This is a genomic window from Peribacillus sp. NPDC097198, assembly GCF_044762055.1.
In the GTDB taxonomy this organism is placed as follows: Bacteria; Bacillota; Bacilli; order Bacillales; family DSM-1321; genus Peribacillus.
The window spans coordinates 192,636-208,546 of the sequence record NZ_JBIWDO010000007.1 but is presented as its reverse complement, the minus strand read 5'-3'; the positions used below and the strand labels follow the sequence as shown (position 1 = coordinate 208,546).

Annotated in this window: 13 protein-coding genes; 2 read left to right on the top strand and 11 right to left on the bottom strand. The window is 45.0% G+C overall.

Annotation, left to right across the window (positions count from 1 at the left end):
- Positions 1-60: 60 nt before the first annotated feature.
- From alaS to cymR, 11 genes are all read right to left on the bottom strand, one after another.
- Positions 61-2,697, bottom strand: coding sequence for an alanine--tRNA ligase (alaS, locus tag ACIQXQ_RS14430; RefSeq protein WP_402958333.1), 2,637 nt, complete (start codon positions 2,695-2,697; stop codon positions 61-63).
- A gap of 308 nt (positions 2,698-3,005) precedes the next feature.
- On the bottom strand, positions 3,006-4,082 hold the full coding sequence (locus tag ACIQXQ_RS14425; protein ID WP_402958331.1) for an AI-2E family transporter: 1,077 nt from the start codon (positions 4,080-4,082) through the stop codon (positions 3,006-3,008).
- 208 nt (positions 4,083-4,290) lie between these two features.
- Positions 4,291-4,509 carry a hypothetical protein gene (locus ACIQXQ_RS14420; protein ID WP_402869707.1) on the bottom strand — a complete coding sequence of 73 codons (219 nt, stop codon included), beginning with the start codon at positions 4,507-4,509 and terminating at the stop codon, positions 4,291-4,293.
- Positions 4,499-4,960: a PRC-barrel domain-containing protein gene (locus tag ACIQXQ_RS14415; protein ID WP_402958329.1), complete on the bottom strand. Its 462-nt coding sequence runs from the start codon at positions 4,958-4,960 to the stop codon at positions 4,499-4,501. Before ACIQXQ_RS14415 ends, ACIQXQ_RS14420 begins: the two co-directional genes overlap by 11 nt.
- A gap of 547 nt (positions 4,961-5,507) precedes the next feature.
- Positions 5,508-6,275 carry a TPM domain-containing protein gene (locus ACIQXQ_RS14410; RefSeq protein WP_402958327.1) on the bottom strand — a complete coding sequence of 256 codons (768 nt, stop codon included), beginning with the start codon at positions 6,273-6,275 and terminating at the stop codon, positions 5,508-5,510.
- A complete protein-coding gene (locus ACIQXQ_RS14405) occupies positions 6,275-6,841 on the bottom strand; it encodes a LemA family protein (protein WP_402869713.1) in 567 nt (188 codons plus the stop codon). The genes ACIQXQ_RS14410 and ACIQXQ_RS14405 overlap by 1 nt, the downstream gene beginning before the upstream one ends.
- Positions 6,842-6,952: 111 nt before the next feature.
- The gene (gene recD2 / locus ACIQXQ_RS14400) at positions 6,953-9,379 is read right to left on the bottom strand and encodes an SF1B family DNA helicase RecD2 (protein ID WP_402958325.1); all 2,427 of its coding nucleotides are present in this window, start codon (positions 9,377-9,379) and stop codon (positions 6,953-6,955) included.
- A gap of 39 nt (positions 9,380-9,418) precedes the next feature.
- Positions 9,419-10,084 (bottom strand): tetratricopeptide repeat protein, encoded by a 666-nt coding sequence (locus tag ACIQXQ_RS14395; protein WP_402958323.1) that lies wholly within the window; start codon positions 10,082-10,084, stop codon positions 9,419-9,421.
- A gap of 141 nt (positions 10,085-10,225) precedes the next feature.
- Entirely contained in the window at positions 10,226-11,341 is a 1,116-nt protein-coding gene (gene mnmA, locus ACIQXQ_RS14390) for a tRNA 2-thiouridine(34) synthase MnmA (protein ID WP_402958321.1), read from the bottom strand.
- 27 nt (positions 11,342-11,368) lie between these two features.
- Entirely contained in the window at positions 11,369-12,514 is a 1,146-nt protein-coding gene (locus ACIQXQ_RS14385) for a cysteine desulfurase family protein (protein ID WP_402958319.1), read from the bottom strand.
- Positions 12,515-12,714: 200 nt separating this feature from the next.
- Positions 12,715-13,134 (bottom strand): cysteine metabolism transcriptional regulator CymR, encoded by a 420-nt coding sequence (cymR, locus tag ACIQXQ_RS14380; protein WP_402869723.1) that lies wholly within the window; start codon positions 13,132-13,134, stop codon positions 12,715-12,717.
- 340 nt (positions 13,135-13,474) lie between these two features.
- Between cymR and ACIQXQ_RS14375 the strand changes: the two genes are divergently transcribed.
- Complete coding sequence (locus ACIQXQ_RS14375; protein WP_402958317.1) at positions 13,475-14,440, top strand: nuclease-related domain-containing protein; 966 nt, start codon at positions 13,475-13,477, stop codon at positions 14,438-14,440.
- Positions 14,441-14,634: 194 nt separating this feature from the next.
- On the top strand, positions 14,635-15,906 hold the full coding sequence (locus ACIQXQ_RS14370; protein ID WP_402958315.1) for a replication-associated recombination protein A: 1,272 nt from the start codon (positions 14,635-14,637) through the stop codon (positions 15,904-15,906).
- Positions 15,907-15,911 lie beyond the last annotated feature (5 nt).

The window sequence follows — 15,911 nt, the reverse complement described above, 5'->3', positions numbered from 1 at the left end:
CACCTCTCCTCAGCGTCTTAGAATTCCATCATTACCTCATTGTACAACACTTTTCACTGATTATGAAATCGTTAGGACCCATTCTTCAACAAAATTAAGTGCCGCATCCAATTTTTCTGGGTCTTTCCCACCTGCTTGTGCCATATCTGGGCGTCCACCGCCTCCGCCACCGCAACGTGTAGCGACTTCTTTAATCAATTTACCTGCATGGAAACCGCGATCGATGTAATCTTTCGTAACGCCGGCTATTAAGTTGACTTTTTCTCCTTGAGCCGATCCCAACACGATAATGACTGAATCAAGTTTTTGTTTTAACTCATCTGCCATTGCACGTAAATTATTCATGTCAGTAGCTTGGACTTTGGCCACAAGGACTTTCACGCCATTGATTTCTTTTACGTTCGAAACAAGGCTTCCCGCTTCGATATTGCTTAATTTAGCAGCAAGGCTGTCGTTCTCACGTTGAAGTTCTTTAGCATCCGCCAAAATGGTTTCGATTCTTGCAGGAACATCTTTCATATTCGTTTTCAATTTAGACGCTGCATCCTTCAATACATGAATCTGTTCAGCCATCAAGTTGTAGGCTCCAGCTCCTGTAACGGCTTCAATCCGGCGTGTACCCGCCCCGATGCCACTTTCAGAAACAATTTTGAATAAGCCGATCACCGCTGTATTCGGTACATGGACACCACCACATAGCTCAAGGCTATAGTCGCCTATTTGAACGACACGGACAATCTTGCCATATTTCTCACCGAATAGGGCCATCGCACCCATCGCTTTTGCTTCTTCGATATTTTTATATTCCGTATTCACTTGTAAGCTTTGCCAAATTTTCTCGTTTACAATCGTTTCGATTTGTTCAATTTCTTCTGCCGTAATCTGACCGAAGTGTGAGAAGTCAAAACGAAGGCGTTCCGCTTGTACAAGCGATCCGGCTTGATTGACATGCGTTCCTAAGACATCCTTCAAAGCTTGGTGTAGAAGATGTGTAGCCGTGTGGTTTTTCGTAATCTGGATGCGGTTTTCTTGATTGACCGCTGCCATGACTGTTGCATCAGTTGTTAATGTACCCGCCGTAACCGTGACACGGTGTAGGTTTTGGCCATTCGGTGCTTTTTGCACATCAAGGACATCCACTTTCACCAATTCACTCACAAGCGTTCCTTTATCGGCAATCTGCCCGCCGCTTTCCGCATAGAATGGCGTTTTATCCAGGATTACCTGTACATCTTCGCCTTCATGTGCTTCCGTCGTAAGCTCACCATTTTTCACGATGGCTACGATTTTCGCTTCAATTGAAGCTTGTTCATATCCGACAAATTCACTTTCGACTTTAATCTCACCTAATATTCCACCTTGGATTTGCATGGAGTCTACATCTTGGCGAGCAGAACGTGCACGTTCGCGTTGCGCTTCCATCTCTTTTGCGAAGCCATCTTGGTCAACTGTCATGCCTTCTTCTTCCGCATATTCCTCCGTCAACTCAATCGGGAAGCCGTATGTATCATACAAACGGAATGCATCGCTACCAGGAATGACCGTGTTGCCTTTTTCTTTTTCCTTCTTGATGACTTCAGAAAGGATTGCAAGACCATCATGAAGCGTTTCATGGAAACGTTCTTCTTCATTTTTGACCACTTTCGCAATGAAGTCCTTCTTGTCGAGAACTTCTGGGTAGAAATCCTTCATGATTTCGCCCACCACTGTCACAAGTTCAAACATGAATGGACGGTTGATGTTGATTTGCTTAGCATAGCGAACCGCTCTGCGCAGTAAACGACGTAATACATAGCCTCTTCCTTCATTGGATGGAAGTGCCCCATCCCCAACAGCGAATGCCACGGTCCGGATATGGTCGGCGATGACTTTGAATGCCACATCTTTCTCGGAATCGACACCATATTTCACATCGGCGATTTCTTCTACCGCATGAATGATCGGCGTGAAGAGGTCCGTATCATAGTTGGTTGCTACATTCTGCACGACAGAAGCCATACGCTCAAGCCCCATGCCTGTATCTATATTTTTCTTTGGAAGCGGTGTGTAAGAACCGTCCGGATTATGGTTGAATTGAGAGAACACAAGGTTCCAGACTTCTAGATGACGTTCATTTTCGCCACCTGGGAATAATTCTGGGTCATTCGGGTCATCTCCATATTCAGGTCCACGATCATAAAAAATCTCCGTATTCGGGCCACTCGGACCTTCACCGATATCCCAGAAGTTTTCTTCCAGACGAATGATTCGTTCAGCAGGAATGCCGATTTTCTTGTTCCAAATCTCGAATGCTTCTTCATCTTCCGGATGGATGGTTACGGCTAACTTTTCTTTGTCGAAACCAATCCACTTTTCGTCGGTCAGGAATTCCCAAGCCCATGTGATCGCTTCTTCTTTAAAGTACTCACCAATGGAGAAGTTACCAAGCATTTCAAAGAATGTATGATGACGTGCTGTTTTCCCCACGTTCTCGATATCATTTGTACGGATTGCTTTTTGAGCATTCGTAATTCTTGGATTCTCAGGAATCACCCGTCCGTCAAAATATTTTTTCAATGTGGCTACCCCGGAATTGATCCATAGCAATGATGGATCTTCATGCGGAACCAATGACGCGCTTGGTTCGATATTATGACCTTTTTCACTAAAGAAATCTAAATACATTTGGCGGATTTGAGCACCAGTTAAATACTTCATCTATATATCCTCCTCTAAAAAATATGTAATTTTGCGCACGACAAAAACTCCCATCCCAAAAACAGGGACGAGAGTCAACTCGCGGTACCACCCTGATTATGGACACATACAACACCTTGTCCATCACCTTCATAAATGCCTTAACGCGGCAAGACGGCAGGTATTAACTGCTCTCCGGACTAGCTTTCTGCTGCTCTTCACCTCGCCATCCCTTTCAGCCTAAGGGGATGCCTCTCTTTTAGATGGTCTTCAGCATACTTCGTCCTTCAACGAATTATCTTATGTATTGGATTATATTCACAAGAGTTTTATTTGTCAACAAGCGGCGGCCTCTTTCTGAAATGAACCCTGGCATGCTGCACGAAAACTTTCAAAATGGCCAAAATCGGGATCGCAAGCACCATTCCAATAATTCCGCCTACCTCACCACCAGCCAGGAGGGCAAACATGATGAAAAGTGGGTGCATATGAAGGCTTTTCCCGACAATGAGTGGCGACAAAATATTCCCTTCAAGAAATTGCAGGATGGCCACGATGACAACGACGATGATCACCATTTTGACAGAAATGGTAGCGGCTATGATGACCGCTGGAATGGCCCCGATGATAGGACCAAAATAAGGGATTACGTTCGTTATCCCGATGATTGCACCCAATAATAAAGGATATTCCATCCCGGTGATCCAAAAAAGCAAGGATGAAATCACGCCGATCGCAGCACATACGATAATCTGTCCCCGGATATATCCCCCAAGAGAAGCATCGACATCTTGGACAAAGGCACGGCCCTGCTTGCGCCACCTTTTCGGCGTCATGTACCAGGCCATCCTTTTCAAAGAAGCAAAATCTTTCAGGATATAAAAAGCGATGAATGGGATGATGCCAATTAAAAGGACGAAATCGAATAGTTTCAAAGCGAAGTCCATCAGCTTTTCCGGCATTTCACTTAACCAATTTTCAAAAAGGACAACGCCTTCCTCGAATCGTTCGTGGATCCCGAACGGCCAGTCTGCCGTTTGATGATTAAGCTTTTCCACCCTGCTCCGATATTGTTCAACCAGTTCCGGAACACTCTCCGAAAGTTCCCGTACTTGACTGGTCATCATGGGAATTCCCTTATATACCACAAATCCGATTCCTCCGAAAAAAACCAAATAAATAATCACAATCGATAGCCAACGGCGCAACCCTTTTTTGTTCAAAAATTCCACGACCGGATGCAGCAAGTAACTAATGAACGCTCCGATGAAAAATGGCAGTAGGACCGTTAAAACCACCGTAACGACGGGCCCCCACATAGGCTTCAGTTTCATAAAAATATAGATGATGAAAAATAAGAGCAACAAAAAACCGAGTCGATAAAACCATTTCATGCGAATACTCACCTTACCCACCTCCCTAGCCCACTTATTATTCGAAGGGGAAGGGTTTTTCATACCCATATACTAGAAAAGCGATGCAGTCATTGCATCGCCTTTTCAAATGGTTAGAGCATCGATTTTATTTTCTTTCGAATTCTCTTCATTTTTTTGTTTATCGTTTTAGAATTCATCATGTTCATGAATCGTCTAGCCATTACATGCACCTCTTCCGTTAATTACATTTGAAGCGGCGGTCATTTTCCTCGAACAAATCATCCAAAGAACTTAAACTTCCATCTTCTTCGACCTGATGCGTGTTGATCAAACCTTCAGAAATGGTCATTTCTATAAAACAATTCCAGCAATAAAATTGGTTTACACCAATTTTCCCGACATCCTTACTGCGACAATTCGGACATTGTATTTCCAAAATGGACACCTCACTGTTCATAAACTGAAACAATGATGGCATCCTTCCCTAAAGTAGGTGGTTGTTTTGACTCAATCACTGTCGATTCTGAGAAAAAACCATCCGTTGTTTCATACGCTATAATCGTGCCCATTTTTTCCAGAAAATATACATCCTGCAGTAAGCCTAGCTCGTCGCCCATTTCTGAAAGAAGCATACGACCCACTACCTCATCCTTTGAGAACCAGATGGAATCGTCCATCATTTTCTTTGGTGTCATATCCTGTTGCAGGACGACCCCATCGGGACCAAAGGAAAAGACATCTTCCAGTTCCAGAAGAAGATCCTTCTTGAATAATGCTTGCCGATGGATGACCAGACCGTTCACCAGCCCAGCATCTGATAGTGACAAATCGTGAACCATCCCGATTTTCTCACCCTGGGCAGTAAAAACCGGCAACCCCTTCAATACAGAAAACGTCCGCAAAGTCATCCCGCCCCTCCGAACATTTTTAGTATTGCTTCCTCCCCTCCATTAGATGTACTGAAAGGTTTTCCATTCCTTTTTCAGCAAAAAAAAAGACCGGTTTCCCGGTCCTCAGAATGTAGATAAACTCAATAAAAATCGAGTTTGTCTATATATTTTATGGCGTACGATGTGGACGTTGATTTTCACTCCAGGTACTCGCTTTCCGCGGGCGGTCCGCAAGCCTCCTCGGCTTTCGCCTGCGGGGTCTCCCGTAGACACGCTTTTCCCGCAGGAGTCTCGTACCTTCCGTTCCAATCAACTTTATTTTAACTTTTTCTTAACACGAATCTATTCAGCGAGCTCGACTTGATATGATTACGGAAAAATCAACTGGTGGCATCGAACATTTGGTTCATAAAATGGAGGCTGCCCTGAATGTATAGAAGATGCCCAATTGGACATGGCAAGTTTAGGCGAAGATTCGAAAGGAATTTCAAAAGGGGAGCGGAACTTAATAATTCCGCCCCCCTTTTGTCTACACTCTGAAGACCGGTTTCCCGGTCCTGCCTTTCTACCAACCCCTGCTGGAACCTCCACCTCCCGAGCTTCCTCCGCCTCCGCCTCGAGGACCGCCACCGCCACGGCCGCCCCCTCCGCCTCCGCGACTGATGAACATCAAGAGGATATTGAGTAAGGTTTGAAGGAAAAATCCTTTGAAAAGTTTAGCATCCAAAAAGACCACAATAATCGCTACGATGATGATGAGGAAAATCTGAATGCCTGATAGCTGAGTGTTTTCTTCCGGTTGTACGGCATAATCTTGATAAAAGTCTTCCCCTAGATTGTACTCTTGTAAAACCTCATTATAGACGGCCTTATATGTTTCAGTCAGAGCAAGATTGTATTGATTCGCCTTCAAATGCGGAATGGCCACATTGTCCAATATCTGTCCTGATTGGATATCCGTAATGGCCCCTTCCAATCCGTACCCCACTTCGATTCGAATTTTCTTTTCCTCGACGGCGAGAACAATAAGGACTCCATTGTTCAAATCCGCATCGCCGAGTTTGAATGACCTTAAAGCCTCAACAGAATATTCTTCGATTTCAGAGCCTTCCATGGAATTGACGGTCAACACGGCCACCTGTGCTTTGCTGGCATCCTCTAACCTTTTTCCCAACTCAATTAACTCGGCTTTTTCCTGATCATTCAAGACGCCGGCAAAGTCCTGGACATAGATGTCACCAACTGGTTTTGGGATATTCGGTTCTGCTGCGACTACGTTTGCAAAGTTGAAAGTGAAAAGGAAAAGGAGCGCAAACACAGCAAGCTTTTTCATTACTTATCGCTCCCGAAATCAACCTTTGGTGTTTCTTTGTCTTGTTCACTCACTTCATAATACGGTCTCGTATCAAAGCCGAATGCACCTGCCATCATGTTCTTTGGAAAACGTTTAATTTCCTTGTTATACGAGGTGACCTGGTCGTTATAATCTTTTCTCGCCACAGTCAAGCGGTTCTCCGTTCCTTCCAAGCTATCCATAAGACTTTTGAAGTTCTCATTAGCCTTAAGATTTGGATACTTCTCCACTACCACCAACAGACGGCTCAAGGCCCCGCTCAGTTCTTGATCAGCACCGATTGCATCCTCGGTAGTATTGGCACCGGCTAACTTCGCACGGGCATCACTGACCGCTTTAATGGCCTCCGTTTCATGTGAAGCATAACCTTTTACCGTTTCCACAAGGTTCGGGATTAAATCCGCCCTTCGTTTTAATTGGTTATCCACCTGTGACCACTTATTGTCCACATCTTCACTGCTGCTGACGAGGCTGTTATAGGAAGTCGCGCCAAAAATGATAAGCAGGACCACGACTACTAGTCCGATTAACCAACCCTTTTTCATACTGTTTCCCCCTTATTTTGATTCTAAGTATAATTACATTCTATATTTATTCCACTAAAACTATGAGTTATAAACTAAATCTAGACAAAAAGCCGAAGATTTAATCTTCGGCTACATAAAATCATAGGGTGTAACATTACCCATACCAATCATCGGATCAGCATGCAGGAGTACATCAAGATAGCTTTCCTCATGTTCCGGCACTCCTGCTTTTCCATCCAATCCTACAACTTCCTTAACAGAGAAATCTCCATCCAAGGTTTCCCGGAGCTTTTCAAGCAAGGTCGTTTTCCTGCGCATTTCATCGTTGCGCTCGATACCCAGGCGGAAAGCATCTTCTTCACCACACAGGATCAGGAAGCTTTTGCTTCGCGTTATCGCTGTATACAATAAGTTCCGGCGTAGCATCCGGTAGTAACTTTTCACGACAGGTAAAATCACGATCGGAAATTCGCTTCCCTGTGATTTATGGATTGAACAGCAATACGCGTGCGTAATCTGGTTCAGGTCCTGCTTCGTGTAGGTCACTTCAATGCCTTCAAACGAAATGATCACCTTATCTACATGATCCGTATTTTCCTTTGCGAACAGAATCGAGACGATTTCACCCATATCTCCATTGAAGACGCCCTCCTCCGGCTGATTCACCAGCTGGAGAACCTTGTCACCCGTCCGGTAGACGACATCGCCGAATTTGATTTCGCGACGCTTTTCATCCTTATTGCTATTGAATACTTCTTGCAGCATCTTATTCAAAGCGTCAATTCCTGCAGGCCCCCGGTACATCGGTGCCAGCACCTGAATATCCTTGGCCGTGAAGCCCTTCGTCCTGGCATTCGCGACGACTTTCTCGATCACCTGAGCGATTTGTCCGGTCTGACAACGAATGAACGAGCGATCTGCCTGCTGCTTCGTCACATCATCTGGAAGCCGGCCTTTTTTTATATCATGGGCCAGTTCAATGATCGATGACCCATCTGCCTGACGGTAAATATGTTCAAGACTGACAGTGGGCACACACTTTGAACCGAGCAGATCCTTGAGTACTTGACCGGGCCCCACCGATGGAAGCTGATCTTCATCGCCCACCAAAATCAGCTGGACATTTTCCGGCAACGCTTTAAATAACTTCTGAGCCAACCACGTATCCACCATGGACACTTCATCAATGATGACAATTCGTCCTTCGAGTGGATTATCTTCATCATGAGCAAAACCCTCGCTTCCGTTCCATCCAAGCAATCGATGAATGGTCACCGCCGGAAGTCCAGTGGACTCTGCCATCCGTTTTGCCGCTCGACCTGTAGGAGCCGCTAGGACGAATGGAAAAGGATCTGCCCCTTCCTTTTTATAATCGTGGATGTCCATCGAAACCCCATGAAGTTCCGCATACAACTCGACGATTCCTTTAATGACAGTCGTCTTCCCCGTACCTGGACCACCCGTCAAAATCAACATCGGCGATTGGAGCGCCGTTTGGATCGCTTCTTTTTGTGCAGGAGCATAGGAAACATTGAGCCGTTCTTCCAGCTTTCCAAGCGCAAGTAGGAATTCCGATTCCGGAAACTGGTCTTCGTACTCCGTTTGGGCTAGCAAGCGCTTTATGTTCGCTACGATTCCCTTCTCCGAATAGTAGAGGGACGGCAAGTAAATACGTTGGTCTTCAACAATAATTTTGCCCAGCTCGGTCAATTCGATTATTTCCGAGGAAATATTCGTAAACTCTATTCGGTCCCGCTTATTTTCCTCTAGCAACCGTTTGACGGCTTCTAATAACTGCTCGGCCTCTATGTAGATGTTTCCATCCTGTAAGCATTGAGATTCAAGCGTATATAAGCAGGCAGCCTTGATGCGATCGGGATGGCTGCCTGAAATGCCTAGCTGGTGGCCAAGCTCATCGGCACGTCCGAAACCGATCCCTTCTATATCCTCCACAAGTTTGTAGGGATTCCCCTGAAGCATTGTGACGGTATCCTGTTTATACGTTTGATAAATCTTCATCGATAACTGTGGACCAAAGCCATATTGATTCAGGGCAATCATCACCTGCTCGAGGCCCTGGTGCTCGACCAATGTATCGTAAAGACTTTTCGCCTTTTCACCTGTCAGCTTCGGAATATCATCAAGAATGGATGGCTGGGCCAGAATTTTGGAAATGGCATTCTCCCCCAGCTTTTCAACAATGCTCTCGGCCGTCTTTTTCCCGATGCCCTTGAATAGTTCACCGGATAAATAACTGACGACGCCTTCCTTGGATCGGGGAAGGTCTTTCCGGAATTGTTCCACATGGAATTGAAGGCCAAACCTGGGATGCTCCTTCAGGGCCCCATAGAATATATACACCTCGTCCTCATGCATCCTCGGAAAATACCCGGTAACGACCGCTTCCTTCTCATCATAATTCAAATTTGTTTCATCCAAACGGATTCTGACAACCGAATACATATTATCTTCGTTATGAAAAATCGTCACCAAATGACGGCCTTTCATAAACATCTTCTCTTCAGAAAACAAATCCATCGAATCCTGCTGAGCCAACGCTTCTCCCCACCCTTCCCATGCTTTTTTCCATTCTATTTATTCAGCAACCATTTCTTCCATCAGCTTCTTACCATGGGCCGCTAGCATATGATCTGGCTGTGCTTCCAGTGCCTTTTCAAAATAACCGATGGCAGCCTTGGAATCTTCCTTATGTCCTGCATACGCCACACCTAGATTATAATAGGCATCCGCATGACCAGGATCTTGTTCCACCACGATATTCAACTGCTTGATTAACTCATCATATAATTCCGCATTGGCCAGGCAAAGCGCGAATTGGAATCTTGCATCCACATCCTCGGGACTCAATTCAACCGTTCTTTGCAGATAAGGCATCGCCAATTTCGGCTGGTCCAACGCCATCAATGTCAGTCCAAGCATAAAGTAAGCATCACTGTTATCAAGGCCCAAACGGATTGCCTTTTCAAACATATCCTTCGCTTCAACCAACTTAGAATCCACTTCGTAATATAAGTTCCCTAATGAATAATAAGCAGCCGCTGCATTTTCATCGAGTTCGATTGCCTTTTTATAGAACTTAACGGCTTTATCCGTCTCGCCAACCGCAGTCAGCACATTTCCAAAGTTTATGTAAGCAACTGGCTCAGTCGGGTTTTCCTCAATTGCCTCATTAAAAACCTTCGCCGCTTCCTCATATTTTCCTTGCTGCATAAACTCAATACCTTGTTGATTCTTATCCATCCTAATTCACGCTCCATTTTTTATTGAAAAGTATAGCATATGCTATCACATTTTTTTATGTATATCATTGACGCCATTTCAGGTCTTTCTACAATGCAAACAAAATCCCCAACCGCAAATACAGCTGGGGACATGCTTATTTTACCCTACGTAGGTCAGTTTTTCACCTTTTTTAAACACTTCATCAATCGTACCGCCGCCTAGGCATACTTCACCGTCATAGAATACGACGGATTGCCCTGGCGTAATTGCCCGGACCGGCTCGTCAAATAAGACTTCGACATCCCCGTTTTCCAGGACTTTCACCGAAACGCCGCTATCCACTTGGCGGTACCGGAATTTAGCCGTACACGTAAATTCAGTGGCTGGCATGTGTTCGGCAACCCAGCTCATCTTCACAGCTTTCAGTGAATCAGAATAAAGCACATCATTGTTAAAGCCTTGGCACACATATAAAACATTGCGTTTCAAGTCTTTACCCGCTACGAACCAAGGCTCGCCGCTTCCACCAATACCAAGACCATGGCGCTGACCGATTGTATAATACATCAAGCCATCATGTGTACCCATGACCTTTCCGTCCATCGTAGTCATTTGACCAGGCTGTGCCGGTAGATATGTGCTCAAGAAGCCTTTGAAATCCCGTTCCCCGATAAAGCAAATACCGGTTGAGTCTTTCTTCGTTGCCGTCGCAAGACCCGCTTCCTTCGCAATTTCACGGACTTCCTTCTTATCGATATGTCCAAGAGGGAACATGACTTTTTCCAGCTGTGTTTGCGTTAACTGGTTCAAGAAGTATGTTTGGTCCTTATTATTATCCACGCCGCGAAGCATCTTGTACTCGCCATCTTGGTACTTGACCTGTGCATAGTGACCTGTCGCCACATAATCGGCACCCAGGCTCACCGCATGCTCAAGAAAAGCCTTGAACTTGATTTCCTTATTGCACATCACGTCCGGATTCGGTGTCCGGCCCGCCTTGTACTCCTCCAAGAAGTATGTGAAAACCTTATCCCAATACTGCTTTTCAAAGTTGACCGCATAATAAGGAATTCCGATTTGGTTACAAACCGCAATCACATCATTGTAATCTTCCGTTGCTGTACAGACCCCGTTTTCATCCGTATCATCCCAGTTTTTCATGAAAATCCCGACCACGTCATAGCCTTGATTTTTCAAAAGCAGGGCAGACACAGAAGAATCGACGCCCCCTGACATCCCAACGACGACGCGGGTGTCTTGTGGTGCTTTCTTCATTCTGTCACCTCATCTATTTACAAAAATTTATTGTTGTACTAATCTTTTAACGATCTTCACGGTTATTTCTGCCGCTTCCCTGACTTCCTGCTCGGTATTGTTCAGACCAAAGCTGAAACGAATCGCATTCTTCGTCCGCTCCGAACCTTTTCCAAACATCGCGACCAAAACATGCGACGGTTCAATGGACCCCGCCGTACAAGCAGATCCGCTTGATACCGCGACGCCGGCCAAGTCCAAATTCACGAGCATCGATTCAACATTCGTACCAGGAAAACTGACATTCAACACATGTGGAAGCGCGTGCTCCCTCGATCCGTTAATTTCATATTGTACCTCTGCCTTATCAAAAACGGCAAGCAATACGTCTTTGAAAGAGTTGTATTGCTCCGTTTTACTCTTCATCGTACTTTGGGCAATGGACACGGCCTCGGAAAAACCAGCGATTGCCGGGACACTTTCCGTACCCGCGCGCCGTTTCCGTTCCTGTTCCCCACCGTATAAATGAGGGGCGAACTTCAATCCATCACGCATATATAAGAAACCGGTTCCTTTTGGTCCATTGATTTTATGAGCGGAAACACTCAATAAATCCACGCCCAGCTCCCGGACATCGATAGGAATCAAACCATAAGCCTGCACGGCATCCGTATGGAAAAGGGCCTGGTGCTCCCTTAAGAGTTGTCCGATTTCAGCAATCGGCTGGATCGAACCCACTTCATTATTGCCAAACATGACGGAAACCAAAATCGTATCGTCCCGCAATGCCGCTTTTAAATCAGCAATCGAAATGAGCCCCTCTTCATTCACAGGTAAATACGTGACCTCAAAGCCAGACTTCTCAAGGAATTGACAGGTATGCAGAATCGCATGATGCTCAATCTCTGTTGTAATGATGTGCTTGCCTTTTTTCTCATTCGCATGCGCAGCCCCGATAATCGCCGTATTATCCGCTTCCGTTCCACCACTTGTAAAAATGATCTCATTCCGTCCCGCATTGATACTTGCGGCAATATTCGAACGCGCTTCATCTAAAACATGACGCGCTTCCCGCCCGAACGCATGAATGCTCGACGGATTCCCAAAGTCATGGCTCATGACCGTCATCATCTTATCAATCACATTCGGATGCATCGGTGAAGTCGCAGCATGATCTAAATATATTCTGTTCACTTTTTTGTCGCCTCCATGGAATAGTTAGGCAATGCTCTATGATTAACCTGACTCTCGTGTTTACTAATAAAATGAAACTTGCAAAAAAATGCCTATTCACATAGGATTTTACCTTTAAATCAACCGGTAGTCCAATAATGGTTGTAAGATAGAACCCTTTTGAATAGGTATTTTTACTTCATATTAATCTGTAGCCCCAATTAAATATAGTACATATAATCGTTTGTTTCACCATTGTCCTTGTAATTCGCCAAATCCACGAGCGTGGTATTATCGAGGACTTCTTTAACCGCATCGCGAATCCGGATCCAAAGCTGGCGTTTCACCGGCTCTTCATCCTCAATTCCCTCAACCGGGGTAATCGGTCCTTCCAACACGCGAATCACATCACCAGAAGTAATCTCATGAGGATCTTTCGACAAGACATATCCGCCATATGCACCACGAACACTCTTCACCAATCCTGCATTGCGAAGGGGCGCAATCAACTGCTCCAAATAATGCTCAGACAAATTATGCGTTTGAGCGATCGACTTCAAACTCTTCGGACCTTCACCATAATGCTTAGCAAGCTCAATCATGATCGTTAAGCCATACCGGCCTTTAGTAGATATCTTCATTTATATACACCTCAAATTATTAATCCGTTACTAAATTCTCTTGAAATTATAGCATATACCCAGTAGAAATGCATTCACCCACCCTCCATTTGTCAAATTATTCTAATTGGAAAGGTAGGTAAAGGGGTTGGATGGTAATGCCGGTGGTTGGATTATTGTCCTGTGTGGTCGAATTATCTTTAGTTGTGGTTGATTTACTCCCTTGCGTGGTTGAATTATCAACTAAGGTGGTCGAATTCCTAACTCGTTCTAAAATTTGACATATTTACTTTTGAAAAGAATAGGAAAAAAGGTAAGAATTGAAGAATCTATAGGTAAACGATTGAGAGGAGAAATTACTTTGATTGTTAAAGATTGCGAGATTCCTATAAAACTTCAGATGATACAGGCGCTTATTAAACGATTGCCCATCACCCATCCAATTCACCCCGTCCTAAGTTCAGACTTTAACAGAAACATGGCAGGTTACAAAGGCGAACATCGAGTGATTCATGCTCTAAAATCCCTTCCTGAAAAAAAGTATCTAATCTTTCATGACCTTCGTCTACTCGCCTCTCCCTATCCCTTTCAAATGGACATTTTGCTACTCACTCCATGCTTTATCCTAATTCTTGAAGTGAAGAACATTGCTGGTGAGCTATACTTTGACAAAGGGTTCAATCAACTAATCCGCACTAAGTCAGATGGTCAAAGAGAGGCCTTTGATGACCCTATTTTACAAGTGAATCGCCAGCGCTCCCTACTAATCGAGTGGTTAAAAACAAAAAACTGGTCAATCCCAATCGAAACTTTAGTAGTTAGTTCGAACTCATCCTCAGTAGTAACTGCTGAAAATAAAGATATTACTTCTAAAGTAGTCATACGCCGAGATTTTCTATTTCATAAAATTAGAGAGTTCATAAAAAAGCATGACGAAGAGAAATTAACAAAAAAAGAGCTGAAAAAAGTTACCAATCATTTATTGAAGGCCCATACACCTCTTATACCCAATCTTCTGGGGAACTATAAAATTCCTATAACCGATCTAAAAACAGGCGTTTTCTGCCCTCGATGTTCGTCCTATCCAATGAAAAGGAAAAATGGAATCTGGATCTGCCATTCCTGCTCAAACAAATCAAAAGATGCTCACCTTTCATCGCTTCAAGATTATTTCTTCCTCATAAAGCCCACCATTACTAACCAACAATTAAGGGAATTTCTCCATATCCATTCTGCATCAACTGCAAATAAACTGCTTAAGTCTATGGACTTGCCTCATACAGGTGTTACGAAAGGACGAGTATACCATTTAAAATTGAAGACTTAACATCGTGGTTGAATTATATTCTTCCGTGGTTGAATTACTGCCTCACGTGGTCGAATTATCTCTTGTTGTGGTTGAATTATTGCCTCACGTGGTCGAATTATCCCCCACAACCGTCGAATTCCCCTCCCCAAACGCATATTCTGAGCATTTTCCCCTTTGTTTGTGATACCTTATATAAAAAGGAGAGGTGCGTCATGAATATTAAACCGCTTGCTTTCCGGATGCGGCCCCGTTCGATTGATGAAGTCATCGGGCAGGAGCATCTCGTCGGTGAAGGGAAAATCATCGCGAGGATGGTCAAGGCCAAACAGCTATCTTCGATGATTCTGTACGGTCCTCCCGGCATCGGCAAGACGTCCATTGCGAGCGCCATTGCCGGCAGCACGAAGTTTGCCTTCCGGACACTGAATGCTGTAACCAATAATAAAAAAGACATGGAAATCGTCGCTGCCGAAGCCAAGATGTCCGGCAAAGTGATCCTGCTGCTCGATGAGGTCCACCGCCTGGATAAAGCGAAACAGGATTTCCTCCTTCCCTACCTTGAAAATGGGATGATCACCTTGATTGGTGCGACGACAAGCAATCCTTATCACGCAATCAACCCGGCCATCCGCAGCAGGTGCCAGATTTTCGAACTAAAGTCTCTGGAAGTCACTGATATCATCAAAGCCCTCGAACGTGGATTACAAGATGAGGAGCGTGGTCTCGGTCACTATAAAACCGTTGTCAGCACCGATGCTCTGGCACATTTCGCGACCGCTTCGAACGGGGACGTCCGCAGCGCCCTTAACGCTCTAGAGCTCGCGGTCATTTCTACTGAGCCTGACGAATCCGAAACGATTGTCATCGATGTAAAAATTGCCGAAGAGTGCATGCAGAAAAAGAGCTTTTCGCATGACAAGGATGGAGATGCCCATTATGACGTCCTATCCGCCTTCCAAAAATCAATCCGTGGCAGCGACGTGAATGCGGCCCTCCATTATTTGGGACGATTGATAGAAGCCGGTGACCTTGTCAGCATCGCCCGTCGCTTGGTCGTCATCGCGTATGAGGACATTGGCCTGGCGAACCCTCAAGCTGGTCCTCGCGCCCTTTCTGCAGTCGAGGCAGCCGAGCGTCTCGGTTTTCCGGAAGCCCGGATCCCGCTTAGCAATTCGGTGATTGAGCTTTGTCTATCGCCTAAATCGAATACCGCCTATAAAGCAATTGACGCGGCACTCGCCGATATTCGCGCCGGCCATAGCGGCGATGTACCCGATCACCTTAAAGATGCCCATTATAAAGGGGCTACCGACCTGGGCCGCGGCGTCGACTATCTCTATCCGCACGATTATGAAAGCGGATGGGTGAAACAACAGTACCTACCGAACAAACTACGCAACAAAAAATACTATCAACCGAAAAAGAGTGGGAAATTCGAACAAGCCCTCGCATCGGTCTATGAGAATATAGAGAAAAAGAAATAACTCCG

Coding starts and splice junctions, on each gene's coding strand:
- alaS (WP_402958333.1), bottom strand. CDS start 2,697: ATGAAGTATTTAACTGGTGCTCAAATCCGCCAAATGTATTTAGATTTC.
- ACIQXQ_RS14420 (WP_402869707.1), bottom strand. CDS start 4,509: ATGAACAGTGAGGTGTCCATTTTGGAAATACAATGTCCGAATTGTCGC.
- ACIQXQ_RS14415 (WP_402958329.1), bottom strand. CDS start 4,960: ATGACTTTGCGGACGTTTTCTGTATTGAAGGGGTTGCCGGTTTTTACT.
- ACIQXQ_RS14410 (WP_402958327.1), bottom strand. CDS start 6,275: ATGAAAAAGCTTGCTGTGTTTGCGCTCCTTTTCCTTTTCACTTTCAAC.
- ACIQXQ_RS14405 (WP_402869713.1), bottom strand. CDS start 6,841: ATGAAAAAGGGTTGGTTAATCGGACTAGTAGTCGTGGTCCTGCTTATC.
- ACIQXQ_RS14395 (WP_402958323.1), bottom strand. CDS start 10,084: ATGGATAAGAATCAACAAGGTATTGAGTTTATGCAGCAAGGAAAATAT.
- mnmA (WP_402958321.1), bottom strand. CDS start 11,341: ATGAAGAAAGCACCACAAGACACCCGCGTCGTCGTTGGGATGTCAGGG.
- cymR (WP_402869723.1), bottom strand. CDS start 13,134: ATGAAGATATCTACTAAAGGCCGGTATGGCTTAACGATCATGATTGAG.
- ACIQXQ_RS14370 (WP_402958315.1), top strand. CDS start 14,635: ATGAATATTAAACCGCTTGCTTTCCGGATGCGGCCCCGTTCGATTGAT.